The organism is Plantibacter sp. Leaf314, assembly GCF_001423185.1.
Lineage (GTDB): Bacteria > Actinomycetota > Actinomycetes > Actinomycetales > Microbacteriaceae > Plantibacter.
Map to the genome: position 1 here is coordinate 2,770,376 of NZ_LMOB01000001.1, position 13,987 is coordinate 2,784,362.

15 protein-coding genes are annotated in these 13,987 nt (G+C 70.1%); 7 read left to right on the top strand and 8 right to left on the bottom strand.

Annotation, left to right across the window (positions count from 1 at the left end; all coding sequences use genetic code 11):
* Positions 1-7 precede the first annotated feature (7 nt).
* Together ASF68_RS13045 and ASF68_RS13050 are read left to right on the top strand one after the other, a co-directional pair.
* On the top strand, positions 8-937 hold the full coding sequence (locus tag ASF68_RS13045) for a carbohydrate ABC transporter permease (protein WP_056011982.1): 930 nt from the start codon (positions 8-10) through the stop codon (positions 935-937).
* Positions 930-1,859 (top strand): carbohydrate ABC transporter permease, encoded by a 930-nt coding sequence (locus ASF68_RS13050; RefSeq protein ID WP_082456197.1) that lies wholly within the window; start codon positions 930-932, stop codon positions 1,857-1,859. The genes ASF68_RS13045 and ASF68_RS13050 overlap by 8 nt, the downstream gene beginning before the upstream one ends.
* Before the next feature lie 4 nt (positions 1,860-1,863).
* Here the strand turns inward: ASF68_RS13050 and ASF68_RS13055 are convergent, their stop codons facing one another.
* The 6 genes from ASF68_RS13055 to ASF68_RS13080 form a co-directional block, all read right to left on the bottom strand.
* The gene (locus ASF68_RS13055; RefSeq protein WP_056011989.1) at positions 1,864-3,060 is read right to left on the bottom strand and encodes an acyl-CoA dehydrogenase family protein; all 1,197 of its coding nucleotides are present in this window, start codon (positions 3,058-3,060) and stop codon (positions 1,864-1,866) included.
* A complete protein-coding gene (locus ASF68_RS13060; RefSeq protein WP_082498613.1) occupies positions 3,057-4,283 on the bottom strand; it encodes a hypothetical protein in 1,227 nt (408 codons plus the stop codon). The genes ASF68_RS13055 and ASF68_RS13060 overlap by 4 nt, the downstream gene beginning before the upstream one ends.
* Positions 4,280-4,945, bottom strand: a complete 666-nt coding sequence (locus tag ASF68_RS13065) for a methionine ABC transporter permease (RefSeq protein ID WP_056011000.1) — start codon at positions 4,943-4,945, stop codon at positions 4,280-4,282. Before ASF68_RS13065 ends, ASF68_RS13060 begins: the two co-directional genes overlap by 4 nt.
* Positions 4,938-6,164 carry an ATP-binding cassette domain-containing protein gene (locus ASF68_RS13070; RefSeq protein ID WP_235526806.1) on the bottom strand — a complete coding sequence of 409 codons (1,227 nt, stop codon included), beginning with the start codon at positions 6,162-6,164 and terminating at the stop codon, positions 4,938-4,940. Before ASF68_RS13070 ends, ASF68_RS13065 begins: the two co-directional genes overlap by 8 nt.
* 60 nt (positions 6,165-6,224) lie before the next feature.
* Positions 6,225-7,205, bottom strand: coding sequence for a MetQ/NlpA family ABC transporter substrate-binding protein (locus tag ASF68_RS13075; protein WP_056011003.1), 981 nt, complete (start codon positions 7,203-7,205; stop codon positions 6,225-6,227).
* 222 nt (positions 7,206-7,427) lie between these two features.
* Positions 7,428-8,699, bottom strand: coding sequence for a hypothetical protein (locus ASF68_RS13080; protein WP_056011006.1), 1,272 nt, complete (start codon positions 8,697-8,699; stop codon positions 7,428-7,430).
* A 142-nt stretch (positions 8,700-8,841) separates the two neighbouring features.
* Between ASF68_RS13080 and ASF68_RS13085 the strand changes: the two genes are divergently transcribed.
* On the top strand, positions 8,842-10,218 hold the full coding sequence (locus tag ASF68_RS13085; protein ID WP_056011009.1) for an MFS transporter: 1,377 nt from the start codon (positions 8,842-8,844) through the stop codon (positions 10,216-10,218).
* 26 nt (positions 10,219-10,244) lie between these two features.
* Here ASF68_RS13085 and ASF68_RS13090 read toward each other — a convergent pair whose 3' ends face one another.
* The gene (locus ASF68_RS13090) at positions 10,245-10,742 is read right to left on the bottom strand and encodes a MarR family winged helix-turn-helix transcriptional regulator (RefSeq protein WP_056011012.1); all 498 of its coding nucleotides are present in this window, start codon (positions 10,740-10,742) and stop codon (positions 10,245-10,247) included.
* Between the two features lie 38 nt (positions 10,743-10,780).
* Here ASF68_RS13090 and ASF68_RS13095 point away from each other — a divergent pair, with 38 nt between their 5' ends.
* A complete protein-coding gene (locus ASF68_RS13095; protein WP_056011014.1) occupies positions 10,781-11,023 on the top strand; it encodes a hypothetical protein in 243 nt (80 codons plus the stop codon).
* A 114-nt stretch (positions 11,024-11,137) separates the two neighbouring features.
* On the top strand, positions 11,138-12,148 hold the full coding sequence (locus ASF68_RS13100) for a DUF418 domain-containing protein (protein WP_056011017.1): 1,011 nt from the start codon (positions 11,138-11,140) through the stop codon (positions 12,146-12,148).
* Positions 12,149-12,184: 36 nt separating this feature from the next.
* Here the strand turns inward: ASF68_RS13100 and ASF68_RS13105 are convergent, their stop codons facing one another.
* Positions 12,185-12,988 (bottom strand): NAD(P)H-binding protein, encoded by an 804-nt coding sequence (locus ASF68_RS13105; protein ID WP_056011020.1) that lies wholly within the window; start codon positions 12,986-12,988, stop codon positions 12,185-12,187.
* A gap of 79 nt (positions 12,989-13,067) precedes the next feature.
* Here ASF68_RS13105 and ASF68_RS13110 point away from each other — a divergent pair, with 79 nt between their 5' ends.
* Positions 13,068-13,481, top strand: a complete 414-nt coding sequence (locus ASF68_RS13110) for a helix-turn-helix domain-containing protein (RefSeq protein WP_056011023.1) — start codon at positions 13,068-13,070, stop codon at positions 13,479-13,481.
* Between the two features lie 39 nt (positions 13,482-13,520).
* Entirely contained in the window at positions 13,521-13,922 is a 402-nt protein-coding gene (locus tag ASF68_RS13115) for an MmcQ/YjbR family DNA-binding protein (RefSeq protein ID WP_056011026.1), read from the top strand.
* The last annotated feature ends 65 nt before the right edge of the window (positions 13,923-13,987 follow it).

The following is a 13,987-nucleotide window of genomic DNA, read 5'->3' on the forward strand; positions in this document are numbered from 1 at the left end:
TCAGACCGTGACGCGCACCCCGTCGGCGCCGCTCTCCTCATCGAGGGCGGCACGGCGGGGTGCCGCCCGCGGCGACGGTGCCTGGCCGTGGGCGTTCGTCCTCCCGCTCCTCACCGGCATCGGCGTCTTCTTCATCTGGCCGATGATCCAGACCGCCTACTACTCGTTCACCGAGTGGGGCGTCTTCGGCGGAACCACCTTCACGGGTGTCGAGAACTACGTGCGACTGTTCGCCGACCCGCGGCTCTACGCCTCGCTCGGCAACACCCTCATCTACACGGCCGTCGTCCTCCTCGGCATCCCGATCGCCGTGTACCTCGCCAGCCTGCTGAACCTCCCGGGCCTCCGCTTCGCGAGCTTCTACCGGGTGCTCTTCTTCCTGCCGTACGTGGCGATGCCGACCGCCGTCGCGATCGTGTGGCGCATCATCTTCAACGGCGACTTCGGCATCCTCAACTACACGCTGTCGCTCGTGGGCATCGACGGTCCGTACTGGATCAGCACGCCGGGGACCGCGATGTTCGCCGTGGCCATCGTCGGTCTGTGGTCCTCGCTCGGCTTCTCGATGATCATCCTGGCCTCCGGGCTCAAGAACATCGCGCCCGAGCTGTACGAGGCCGCCGAGCTCGACGGGGCGACCCGGTGGCGTCAGTTCCGCTCCATCACGGTGCCGCTGCTCACCCCGAGCATCTTCTTCGTCACGATCATCACGGTCATCTCGAGCTTCCAGCTCTTCGACCTGCTGTACGCGATCCTCGGCAGCACGAACCCCGTGCTCCCGAAGAGCATGTCGCTCGTCTACTTCTTCTACGACCAGGGCTTCGTCCAGAACGACAAGGGCTACGCGTCGGCCATCGCGATCGTGATCTTCCTGATCATCGGACTGGTCACGCTCCTGCAGTTCCGGCTCCAGAAACGATGGGTGAACCATGACTGAGCAACTCACCGCGACGGCGCCGCTCACCACCCGCGCCGTCACCGTCCCGGGATCCGGCCGCCCGACGGCCGCCTCCGCTCGCCGCCGCGACGCCGGTCGCCCCGGCCAACGGCGCGGGTCCCACGTCGTCGCCCACATCGTGCTCGGTGTCGGCGGCCTCATCATGGCGTTCCCGTTCATCTGGCAGATCATCATGTCGCTGTCGACGAACGCGGAGGTGCAGAGCGTGGTCCCCACGTTCTGGCCGGCGGAACTGCAGTGGCAGAACTACGCCGCCGTGTTCGAACGGCTCCCGTTCCTCGACCAGCTCCGCACCTCGATCCTCATCACGGTCATCCGGACCGTCGCGCAGATCGTCCTCTGCACCATGGCGGGGTACGCGTTCGCCCGCATGCGGTTCCGGGGACGCACGATCCTGCTCGCCGTGACGCTCTCGATCCTCATGGTGCCGTCGCAGGCGTACCTCATCTCGCAGTACCAGATCGTGCAGGGCTTCGGCTGGTTGAACACCACGCTCGGCATCGTGGCACCGGGCCTGTTCAGCGCGTTCGGCACGTTCCTCATGCGGACGGCGTTCCTGAACCTCCCGACGGAACTCGAGGAGGCCGCCCGTATCGACGGGGCCGGACCGTTCCAGATCTTCTGGAAGATCATGCTCCCGCTCGCGAAGCCGAGCATCAGTGTGCTCGCCATCACGACGGTGCTGTGGTCGTGGAACGAACTCCTCTGGCCGCTCGTGGTCTCGACCTACGCGAACTCCATGCCGCTCGCCGCCGGGCTCGCGACGCTCTCGAGCGACAAGACCACGGACTACCCGGTGATGATGGCGGCGTCGATCCTCGCCATGGCGCCCGTGTTGATCCTGTTCATCGTGCTGCAACGCCGGGTGATCGACGGGCTCGCGTTCTCCGGGCTGAAGTAGGGCGTCAGGCCTCGCCGGTGCTCCACCAGGAGACGATCGGCGTGCCGTTGACGAGGTGGTCGCCGATCGCCCTCGCCTTGAAGCGGGCCGGGTTGTGCGAGGCGATCGTGCGGGCGTTCCGCCAGTGCCGATCGAGCGCGAGATGCGTCTCGACGGCGCTGGCACCGCCTACGTCGAACAGGGCGGTCGCCGCGTCCAGCACCGCGGGCAGGATCACGAGCTGTGCCCGGGCCGTGGCGAGCTCGACGGCGGCGAGCTGTGCCCGGATGCGTTCGGGATCGCCACCGAGGATCGCGCTGCTCGAACGCTCGAGCGCGGCCGACGCCGCGGCCAGCGCCGCGTCGGCCGCGAAGGACTTCGCCGACAGCTCGCCGACGACCTCCTGCACGATCGGGTCACCCTGAGCGGTGGCGGCCGCGCCATGGCTGTACGTCCTCGTCCGCGCGCGGACGAACCCGGCGGCGTCGTCGACGATCGCCCGCCCGATGCCGGTGACCGCGGCGAGCAGGACCAGCTGCACGAACGCGCCACCATGTGACGGCCGGTCAGGTTCGCGTCGCACCACCGTCGACGGGTCGACCGCGACATCGGTGAACACCGTCGTGCCGCTGCCGGTCAAGCGCTGCCCGAACCCGGTCCAGTCGTCGATCCGATCGACGCCGGGGGCGCCCGTGTCCACGAGCACCGAGACGAACTCGCCGTCCTGCTCGGCCGCGACCCCGACGAGGTCGGCGAACAGCGTGCCCGTGCTGTAGAACTTCGTCCCGTTCAACCGCAGCCCCTCGGGCGTCTCGGTGAGGCGGGTGGCGAGCGAGCCCACCTTGGCGGTCGAGCGTTCGTGGCTCGCGTTCCCGACGACGGCGCCGTCGGCGAGCCGGGCGAGGTGTGCCTCCCGGTCAGCGGACGCCGGCGCGTGCAGGGTGCGGTCGAGGTAGGAGAAGTGGGAGCGGAACAGCTGCGCGAGGTTGGGGTCGCGTCTGGCGAGTTCCGCGAGCAACTCGAAGAACTCGCCGTGCGTGGCCGCATCGCCGCCGTGTTCGCGAGGCAGGGTCACCCGGGTGAAGCCGGCCTCGCGAAGCGCTTCGACCTCGGCATACGGCAGGCGGCGCTCGCGCTCCCGCTCGACGGCGCCCCGCCCGAGTTCGTCGAAGAGCGGAGCGAAGCGCGCGACCAGATCCCGGTCGACGGTCGTCGCGCTCATGACGCCTCGCCATCCACCGTGACCGCCGCCGAAGCGGTCGCCGAAGCCGGCACCGGGGCCGTCGTCGCCGGTTCCGCGTCCGGCCGCGCGCCAGGCGCCTCCCACTCGGGCAGGGTGCCGAGCAGTTCGAACTGCCCGAGGGCCGCCGCACGTTGGACGGCCGGGTTGTGCGAGGCGATCGTGCGGACGTTCCGCCAGTGTCGGTCGAGCGCGGACGCCCGACCGACGGCGGAGGCCCCACCGACTTCGAAGAGCCGGCTGAGCGCGTCGAGGACGAGCGGGAGGACGACCTGCTGGACGCGGAAGACCTCCAACAGCGTCTCGCGGGCGGTGTCGGGACCGTTGCCCGACTCGCCCAGGGTCCGGGCGGCGGCGAGGACGAGCGCGCGGGCGGTGTGGACGACGCTGCTCAGCTGTCCGACGATCGCCTGCACGAGCGGATCCTGGCTGGGCAGATGCTCGCCCGCGTGGCCGACCGTGCGACGTCGCGCCCGCACGTAGTCGACGGTGTCCTCGAGCGCGCGCTGCGCGATCCCGGCGACCACGCCGAGCAGGATGAGCTGCTGCAGGGCGCCGGTGCGGTGCCATGCCGCCGCGTCGCCGCGGTGGACGACGAGGTCGCGAGGGTCCACCGGCACCCGGTCGAACGTCGTCGTGCCGCTCCCGGTCAGCGGTTGGCCGAAGCCGTCCCAGTCGTCCACCGAGCGGGTTCCTGGGTCGTGCGCCGAGACCGTCGCGGCGACCCGATCCGTGCCGTCGAGGGCCGACAGGTGGATCCAGTCGGCGTAGATGCTGCCGGTCGTGTAGTACTTGGTGCCCGTGATCGTCAGCGTCTCGCCGTCGCGGTCGAGGACGGTCTCGAGGTGGGCCGTCGCGTGGCGTTCGGACTGCGCGTTCCCGACGAGGTCGCCGTCGCGCAGCCGGGCGAACCAGAGCTCGCGGTAGGCGGCGTCGGGCGAGGCGAGCAAAGACTCGACGAACAGGATGTGCCCGCGCCAAACGTGCCCGAGGCTCGAATCCGCGGCGGACAGCGCGATGAGCCGGGTGAAGAGCTGCTCCAGGGTGAGCCCCGCGCCACCGGACTCCCGTGGGACCCGGGCGGCGGCGAAGCCGAGCCGCCGGAGCTCGGCGACCTCGTCGAACAGGAGGCGTCGGTCGGTCTCTCGCGCCACGGCGCCGCCGCGGAGTCGGGCGAGGAACGCGTCGAAGTCGGTGTCGTTCATCGGTGCAGCACCCGCTTCGCGAGGACGTTGCCCAGTAGTTGCGCGAGCTGCACGAGGACGACGAGGGTGATGACGACGAGGCCGACGACGATCCAATCGAACCGCTGGTAGCCGTAGGTCATGGCGAGGTCGCCGAGCCCACCGCCACCGAGTACGCCGGCCACGGCGGTGGCGTCGACGAGGGCGACGAGGATGTACGTCAGCCCGAGGATGAGCGGCCCGAGCGCCTCAGGGACGACGATCGTGAAGAGCACCCGCGCGGGGCTCGCCCCCATGGCGGCGCCGGCCTCGATCGCGCCCGGCGAGACGGCGACGAGGTTCGACTCGGAGACGCGCCCGATCGCGACGCTCGCGACGAGGATGAGCGGGATCGTCGCGGGCAGCGGTCCGAGCCCGGTACCGAACACGAGCCGCGTGAGCGGGATGAGCGCGATCGCGACGATGAGGAACGGCACCGGCCGGATCACGTTGATGATGAAGTTGAGGACACCGAACACGAGGCGGTTCTGCAGGAGGTTGCCGGGACGGCTCGCGTAGAGGAGCAGGCCCAGCAGGATCCCGATGACGGTCGCGACGGCGAAGGCGACGGAGACCATCAACCCCGTCTCGCCGATGGCCTTGAGGAGACGGGGGAAGAACGCCTCCGGGTCGAAGTCACGCATGGGTGTGCTCCTTCAGGATGGTGGGGTCCTCGGCGCGTGGTCGCCCTTCGACAGGCTCAGGGACCGAGGCGTGGGCGTCAGGGACAGAGGTGTGGGCGTCTGGGGCCGAGGGGTCTTGGGCGCTCGGTGCATGCCCTTCGACAGGCTCAGGGACCGAGGGGTGGGCGTCAGGGACCGTGGAGTGCGGCGTCGGCCCCGGGTCGATGGCGGTGACGGTCGCCGTGGCACGGAGGCCGTCGATGGCGGCGTCGACGCGGTCGTCCGGGCCGAGGAGTTCGACCGTGAGACTGCCGAACAGGCGGCCCTGGAGCTCGTCGACCCCACCGAACACGACGTTGAAGTCGATGTCGTTGTCGCGGGCGACCCGCGAGAGGAACGGGTGGTTGGTGTCGCGATCCTCGACGTGCAGCTGCACGAGCCGCCCGTGGTGCACGGCCCGGATCTTCGTGAGCACCTCCTCGGAGGGGATGTGGTGCAGGACGGAGGAGACGAAGCGGCGCGCGGTCGCCGTGCGAGGCGCGGAGAACACCTCGTAGACGCTGCCCTGCTCCACCACCTCGCCGTCCTCCATGACGGCGACCCGGTCGGCGAGCTCGCGGATGACGTCGATCTCGTGCGTCACCAGCAGGATCGTCACCCCGTACTCGGCGTTCACCCGACGGAGGAGTTCGAGGACCTCGCCGGTCGTCTGCGGGTCGAGGGCGCTGGTCGCCTCGTCGGAGATGAGGATCTCCGGGCGTGTGGCGAGGGCTCGTGCGATGCCGACGCGCTGCTTCTGTCCACCCGAGAGCTGCGAGGGGTAGGCGAGCGCTTTGTCGCTCAATCCGACGAACGCGAGGAGTTCCTCCACGCGGTCGAGGATCTCGGCGTCCGGCACCTTCGCGAGCTTCAGCGGGTAGGCGATGTTCTTGTAGACGGTGCGTGACTCCAGGAGGTTGAACTGCTGGAAGATCATGCCGATCCGTTGGCGTGCCGTGTACAGCGCTGATCCCGAGAGCGCCGAGATCTCGAGTCCTTCGACGATCACCCGTCCGGTCGTCGGGCGCTCGAGCGCGTTGACGGTGCGCAGGAGCGTCGACTTACCGGCGCCGGAGTAGCCGACGATGCCGAAGATCTCACCTCGCTCGACCGTCAGGTCGACGTTCCGAAGCGCCTCGAAGGCGCGGCCCTGCACCTCGAACGTCTTGCTGACGTCCTCGAAGGTGATCGCGGTACTCATAGCTGCTCCTCTCGCGGGACGGCCGCCCGGGAGCTCCCGGGCGGCCACTGCGTGGTCGTCCTATCCGGCTTCGGTCTGGAGCTCGGCGAGCTTGTCGCGGAGCTCCTTCACCGGCACCTGGACGAGGATCGAGTTCCCGGCGAACTCGTCGTCGAGGGCCTCGGCGACGCGCGGGTCGGCGTAGGTCTCCTCGAGGATCTTCCAGGCCGGGTTGTCCTTGTCGTCCTCACGGGTGGCGACGACGTTGACGTAGGGCAGGTTCTTCTCGGAGAGTGAGTCGTCGAGGAAGAGGGCGTCGTCCTTGGTGATGTTCTGACTCGGGTCGAAGTACGAGGTGCCGACGACGACGGCGGCGAGCGACGGGTCGTCGAACTGCTGCGGGATGCTCGTCGCCGGCAGCGGCACGAACTGGAGGTTCCGCTCGTTCGCGGTGACGTCCTCGACGGTCGGGAAGTTGCCGGCGTCCGCGGCGATCTCGATGAGGCCGGCCGCGGCGAGGATGTTCAGCGCGCGACCACCGTTCGACGGGTCGTCGGGGATCGCGACACGGGCGCCGTCGGCGAGGTCCTGCACGTCACCGAGCGTCTTCGAGAAGATGCCCCACTGCGTGATCACGGTCGAGAACACCGGCGTGAGGTCGGCGTCGTTCTCCGCGTTGAAGGCGGAGAGGTAGAGGATGTGCTGGAACGCGTTCGCGTCGACGGTGCCGGCGACGAGCTCGGTGTTCGGGAGCACCCAGTCCTTCACGTTGACCCACTCGACGTCGAGGCCCTTCTCGGCGGCGACCTCCTTCACGGCGTCCTGGAACTGCGTGTCCTCGGACACGGCGATCTTGACGCTGAGCCGTTCGGCGGGTGCGCCGGATCCGGTCGCGGCGTCGGCGGCGCCGTTCTGGCCGCCGACGACGACCGACACGGCGATCGCGATGGCGGCGACGGCGACGGCCGCGATCCCGCCGATCAGGATGGTTCGACGCTTCCGTTTGCCGGCGGCGATCGACTCGCGCAACTCGCTCGGTCCTGGTCCGGTCTGCTCGGTCATGAGTGGTCCTCGAATCTGTCTGTGGGTGCACTGGTGCGTGCACGGGGACAGTCTCCACAGGAGTTCGAGACGACGCTCGTCACGTTACCGAGGGCGGGTCACAGTTCGAGATGAAACGTAAACGCCGGGCGCTCGGCGGCGGAACGACCTACACTGCGGCACGACGACGAGCCCGACGCCCGCGGGCCTCCGGCGACCCGGACCCGTCGGCGGAGGCCGCACTCAGCCGAGGTCGTACCGTGCGAGGGCGTCCGCGTCCTGGGCGATCCGCGACGCCCGGCGAGCGGCGTCGAGCGCCTCGACCGGATCGGCCGCCGCAGCCGCCTCGGCCAGGGCGAGTTGGCGCTTCGCCTCGGCCAGCCGGGTCCTGGCGTCGGCACCCACCCGGTCTCGGTGCGCGGAGATGACGTCAGCCGCGATGCGCAGGTTGCTGTCGGCCGTGAACATCGCCCCTCGCATCGCCTCACGGGCGTTGTCGAGGCGCCTCCGTTCACTCCGAGCCGTCGCGAGGGCGGCGTCCAGCTCGATGTCGGCGGCGCGCACCGACTCGAGGCGTCGAGCGGGATCCGGCAGGATGCGCTCGCCGTCCGGCGAGGTCGCGGACTCGGCCAGCAGGAGGGCGCGGTTCGCGCGGTCGATCGCTCCGGCGATCACATCGGCCGTCTCCGGTCGCTCTGCCGACTCGCGGAGCTCAGCCGCTTCGACGACGACCGTCCGGAGTTCCCGAGCCGCCGCAGCGAGCTCGGCCTCCGCGGCACCGATGCCCGCAAGCGAACGTTCGACGGCGTCGAGCCGGTCCTCCGCCTGCTGCAGCTCCCGACCGAGGCCGTGGAGTGCCGCAGCGGTCGGGCGTCCGTCGGCGATCCGCTCGGCCGCGTGCCGCGCGTCCTCCACCGCCTGGTCGACCGTCGTCTGCGCGGTGCGACGGAGCACTCGGGCGTCCTCGACGGCGCTTGCCGCGTACCGTTCGGCGGCCGACGCGATCGCGAGCCCGGTCGTGGTCAGTCGGTCGCGCGCCCGGTCGATGCGTCGCTCGAGGTCTCCGAGGAGGTCGGGGGCGGAGCGCTCGGCACCACGCCGTTCGGCGAAGCCGCGCAACCGGGCGGTGAGGGTGCGCTCGACGTCCTCGCAGAGGTGGACGATGCGTTCGTTCCACTCGCGTCGCTGCCGCTCGGTGTCGGCGACCTCGTCCTCGAGGGCCTGGCGCAGTCGGAAGGCCTCGCCGAGTGCGGCTCGTGCCGCGGCGACGTCGGCGGCGTATCCGCGTGCGGCCTCGCGTCCGAACTCGGCTTCGGCGAACCCGACCTCGTCCTCGGCCTCACGGACCGCGTCGTCGGTGCGGACGAGCGCGATGCCGGCGCGACGGTGGAGGTCGTCGATCGACGCGATCGGGGTCTTCGGGGTGCGTCGGCGCAGGAACGCGAGGAGGAGCCAGACGATGATGCCGGCGCCGCCGAAGACGATCAGCGAAGGGAGCCACCACAGGTCGACCATGGTCTCCAGTGTACGAACGCGGGGCGGAGGATGGGCTGGGAGGGGGTGCGGCGGACGGCGGGCCGAGCGGGTCGTTCCGACGCCTGTCGAGCTTCCTCGCGCTGGCGCCTGGAGCGTCGGAACCCGGGTCTACGCTGAGGCCATGACCCGCCAGCAGCGCCTCGTGCTCACGATCGCGATCCTCTCGTCGTTCGTCGCGTTCCTCGACGGCTCGGTCGTGAACGTCGCGCTGCCGGCGATGACGAAGGAGCTCGGCGGTGGCCTCATCGTGCAGCAGTGGGTCGTCGACGCCTACCTCATCACCCTCGGTTCGCTGATCCTGCTCGCGGGGTCCCTGTCCGACGCGTTCGGGCGCATCCGCATCCTCCGCATCGGGCTCATCGGCTTCGGCGTGACGTCGATCCTCTGTGCGGTCGCGCCGTCCGCCGAGGTGCTCATCATCGCCCGCCTCCTCCAGGGCGGTGCGGCGGCCCTGCTCGTGCCGAGCTCGCTCGCCATCATCATCTCCACCTTCAGCGGCGCCGCGCAGGGCAAGGCGATCGGCACCTGGACGGCGTGGACCGGGGCCGCCGGCATCACCGGTCCGCTGCTCGGCGGGGTGCTCGTCGACACCCTGTCGTGGCGGCTCATCTTCGCGATCAACATCATCCCGATCCTCGTCACGCTGTTCCTCATGATGCGTGCCGACCGGGTGCCGGAGCCCGAGCACCGTCCGCGCATCGACGTCGTCGGCGCCGTGCTCGGGGCGGTCGGGCTCGGTGGTCCGGTGTTCGCCCTCATCGAGCAGGAGCGCTACAGCTGGGACAGCCCCATGCTCCTCGTGCCGCTCATCGTCGGTGTCCTCTCCTTCATCGCCTTCCTGTGGTGGGAGCGCCGGCACCCCGATCCGATGCTGCCGCTGTCGTTGTTCCGCGTGCGCAACTTCGGGTTCGGCAACATCGCGACGGTCTTCATCTACGGTGCGTTGTCGCTCGGGTTCTTCGCGATCGCCGTGTTCATCCAGCAGACGGCCGGCTTCAGCGCGACCCTCGCGGGAATCGCGACGCTCCCGCCGACGCTCGTCATGCTCGCGTTGTCGTCCTGGTTCGGGAAGCTCGCCGGCACGCACGGGCCGCGGTTGTTCATGACCCTCGGGCCCATCGTCGCGGGTGTCGGCTTCCTCCTGATGATGGGTGCCCAGCAGGACCTCGACTACTGGCTCCAGTTGTTCCCGGGCATCCTCCTCGTCGGTCTGGGGCTCGCGATCACGGTCGCGCCGCTCACCGCCGGCATCCTCGGGTCGATCGACCCGGCCCATGCGGGCATCGGTTCGGCCGTGAACAACGCGGTGTCGCGGGTGGCCGGACTCGTGACGATCGCGCTCGTCGGCATCATCGCCGGTGGTGCGCTCGGCGTCGGGGGATTCTCGCGGGTGGTGCTGGCCACGGCGGTGTTCATGTTCGTGGGCGGCCTGGTCTCGTTCGTCGGGATCCGGAACCCCAAGGCCGCGGCGGAACCGGCGCCGGCGCCCGCTGCCTGACCCGCTCCGACCGCTCGTCGCGTCGGTCAGCTCGGTTCGACGGTGGTGCCCGTGACGGCCGGGGCCGTGGTCGCCGCACCGATGACCGCGTGGAGCATCTCGCGGAGCTGTGTCAGATGGTCGGCGTCCATGCGCAGTTCCTGCATGACCCGGTGAGGGATGGCCTCCGCCTGTGTGCGGAGCTCGCGGCCGGCGGTCGTGAGGGAGACGTCCAGGACGCGCTCGTCCAACCGGCTGCGGTCGCGCCGGACGAGCCCGGCCGCCTCGAGCCGCTTGAGGAGCGGCGACAGCGTGGCCGGCTCGAGCTGCAGCGCACCACCGAGGTCTTTGACCGACCGTGGGCTGTGCTGCCACAGCGCGAGCATCACGAGGTACTGCGGATGGGTGAGCCCGAGGGGTTCGAGGATCGGGCGGTAGAGCGAGATGACGCTTCGTGACGCGACGGCGAGGGCGAAGCAGACCTGGTTCTCCAGCTGGAGGAGGTCGTCGGCCGTGGCGACGGTGGTGGATTCGTTGGCGGTCACGGTCCCATCGTACCCAAATGATTAGTACACTCATCAATATGAGTGAGAAGCGATCCTTCCGGGAGTCCGTCCGAGAGGCGGGCGGCCTGTACGGCTGGGTGAACGGGCGGATGTGGAAGGTGCTCGGGCCACCGCCGCTCGGTCCGTACAACGAGGAGCCCCTGCCGCCGTCGGCTCAGTCGGGGTGTCCGATCTGTGGTCACGCCATGTCGGAACACATCGTCGACCGCACGACCGGCCCGCGCACGCAACTGCACTGCCCGAAGGCGCCCGCCGCCTGACGTCTGACGCCCGGCGCCCGCAGGTGGATCGAGATCATCCTCTGGGTGCATGCGCCTCCCGCGGCGAGCTGCTGTACTACTGATATGTCTCATGCGTCGACCAGTAGCCCCGCCATGCCCAGTCCCTCCGCGTCCCCGACGGCCTCGCCTGCTCGTCGGTGGCAGCTCATCGACGCCCTCCGCGGCTTCGCGCTCGCCGGCATCCTCTTCGTCAACGTCCCCGACATCACCCGACTCGGTCAGGACATCCCCTTCGACGAGCGGCACGTGAGCACGATGGACCTCGTCCTCGAGTTCGCCGTGCAAACTCGGTTCGTCCCGATCTTCGCCTTCCTCTTCGGCATGAGCGCCATGTTCGTCATCGAGGGTGCGCGCCGACGCGGTGTGCACCCGCTCCTGCCGATGCTGCTGCGCTACCTCGCGCTGTTCGTGATCGGCTTCGCCCACGCCTTCCTCTACCCGGGCGAGATCCTCCGCGAGTACGCGATCTGCGGCCTCCTCATGCTGCCGATCGTGCTGTGGGCGCCGCGCTGGGTGACGCTCGGCCTCGGCGTCACCCTCACGGTCGCCGCCTACGCCCTCACCGGGGGTGGGCTCGCCACGCTCCCCGGTCTCCTCCTCGCCGGAGCCGGAGCGGCCGCCTACGGGCTGCCCAAGGTGCTCGACGCTGGCGGACGCCCGGTGTGGATCGCCTTCGCCGGCGCGGTGGTGCTCGCCGTCCCCGCGCTCTGGTGGCAGACGACGGAGCCCGGAGACCCCCGCTTCACGACCGCCGGTGGCATCGCGGGCGGCGTCCTCGCCATCGTGTACGTCACGGGCTTCGCCCTGCTCTGGCAGACGCCGGTCCGTCGGGCACTCGCCCTCGTCTTCGAACCGCTCGGGCGGATGGCACTCAGCAACTACCTCGGTGCCTCCGTCGTCCTCGCCCTCGTCGCACTGGTCGTGCCCTTCCGCGAGTTCGACGACCTCGCGCTCGTCAGCCTCGGCGCGCTCGTCCTCATCGCGATCCAGTCGGTGCTCAGCCGCCTCTGGCTGCGCCGATTCCAGTACGGTCCGATCGAATGGCTCTGGCGGATGGCGACCTGGCGTCGCGTGGTCCCGTTCCGGAAGCCCGCGCTCGCCTGAGGCCCAGCCCGGCTCGGGCGCGCAGGGGACCGACGATCACGGCGAGGGCGCCGCGACGGCAGACGCCGCCATGGCCACGGCGTCGGCGGGTTCGCGACCGAGGAGGTCACGGAGATCGTCGCCCGTGCCGGCAAGGAATCCGTGGCGGACCGCACTGAAGATCGACAGCAGCATCGGTGGCTGGAACGGTTTGAGCTGAGCGTGCATGAGCGCCTCCCGGCGTTCGGCGAGTGACGTCGAGTGGAGCCCGACGCCCAGGCGATCGGCCACCTGCCTCGCCGTGATCGGCTCGCCGACGAGGTCGTACCGGCGTCCGACGTGGGTGCCCGGCGCCATCGCGACGACGGCGGCGGCCTCGGCGAGGTCGGCTCGGGTGACGGCGGCGAGCGCCCCGTCGCCGAAGGCCGAGTGGAGTGATCCACCGGACCACTCCAGCAACGAACCGAAGAGCTCCGCGTACAGGCCGTTCCGGAGGATCGTCCAGGACAGCGGGCTGCGTTCCAGCCGCCGCTCCGTCCACCGGTGTGCGAGCGCGAACGCGAGGTGGTCGCCGGCCGTCGCGAGGCTCGTGTAGACGACGTGCCGGACCCCGTCGCGTTCGGCCGCGGCGATCGCCGTCTCATGGCGGGCGATCACGACGTCGTCCTCGGCTTCGCCGGCCGAGACGAGGACCAGCGTGTCGACGCCGAGGAAGGAGACGCTGCCGGGGTCGTCGAAGTCGATCCGACGGGCGCCGTCCTGCCCGCTGCGGTTGCTCGCCAGGGGTGCGGCGCCCCGAGCGGTGAGTGCGTCGAGGATGGCGCTGCCGAGTTGGCCGGTGGTTCCGGTGACGAGGATCATTTCAGGGCCTTTCGGTGTTCAGGATGATGACTCGGACGAGTCTGCGACCCCCGCCGAACACCCACAAGAAGGCACTTGCATGTCACTCACGCACACCGCGGTAACCGCCGACCTCGAACCCTGCGGCAAGGAGGGGCACCCGGATTGCGGCATCCGCGACGTCCTCGACCGCATCGGCGACACGTGGTCGGTGCTCGTCGTCGTGGAACTCGCGTCGGGTGAGCGGCGGTTCCGTGAGCTGCAGCGCGCGATCGACGGGATCTCCCAGCGCATGCTGACGCTGACCCTTCGTCGACTCGAACGGGACGGCCTCGTCGAGCGGACCGTGTTCCCGACCGTGCCGGCGCAGGTGTCCTACGCGCTCACCTCCTCTGGCGCAGCCCTCTCCCACCTCGTCAAGACGCTCGCCGACTGGTCCCTCGAGCAGCGGCCGGCGATCACGGCGTCCCGCGCGGCGTACGACGCGGCGCACCCCGGCCACGGCATCCGATGACCGCTGCCGCTTGACGTCCGTGAGGAGTAGCGTCGGCGCATGGAGCATCCGATCGTGCACGACGCCGACGATCCCTTCGTCGAACGGGTCCGGCAGGTGTGCCTCGCCTACCCGGAGGCCGTCGAGACGTTCGGCCATGGCCGCCCGAGCTTCAAGGCGGGGAAGCGGGTCTTCGTGACCGTCGGGTCGGAGATGCGCGTCCCGCACAGCATCACGTTCACCCCGGCTGAGGAGGAGCGCGGAGCTTGGCTCGAGGACGAGCGGTTCTGGTCGCCGAAGTACGACGGGCCCTCGGGGAAGCTCGCGTTCGACGCCGGACTCGACGGTGACGACGGGCGCACGCTGGACGACGTCGACTGGGAGCTCATCGCCGAACTCATCGACACCTCGTATCGCCAGGTCGCCCTCAAGCGGCAGCTGCGCGCGCTCGACGCCCGCTGACGGCGGAGACCTCGCCCCACGGACGGCACCATGCCAGACTGACGACCGGGGGAGCCGTGCGCTGC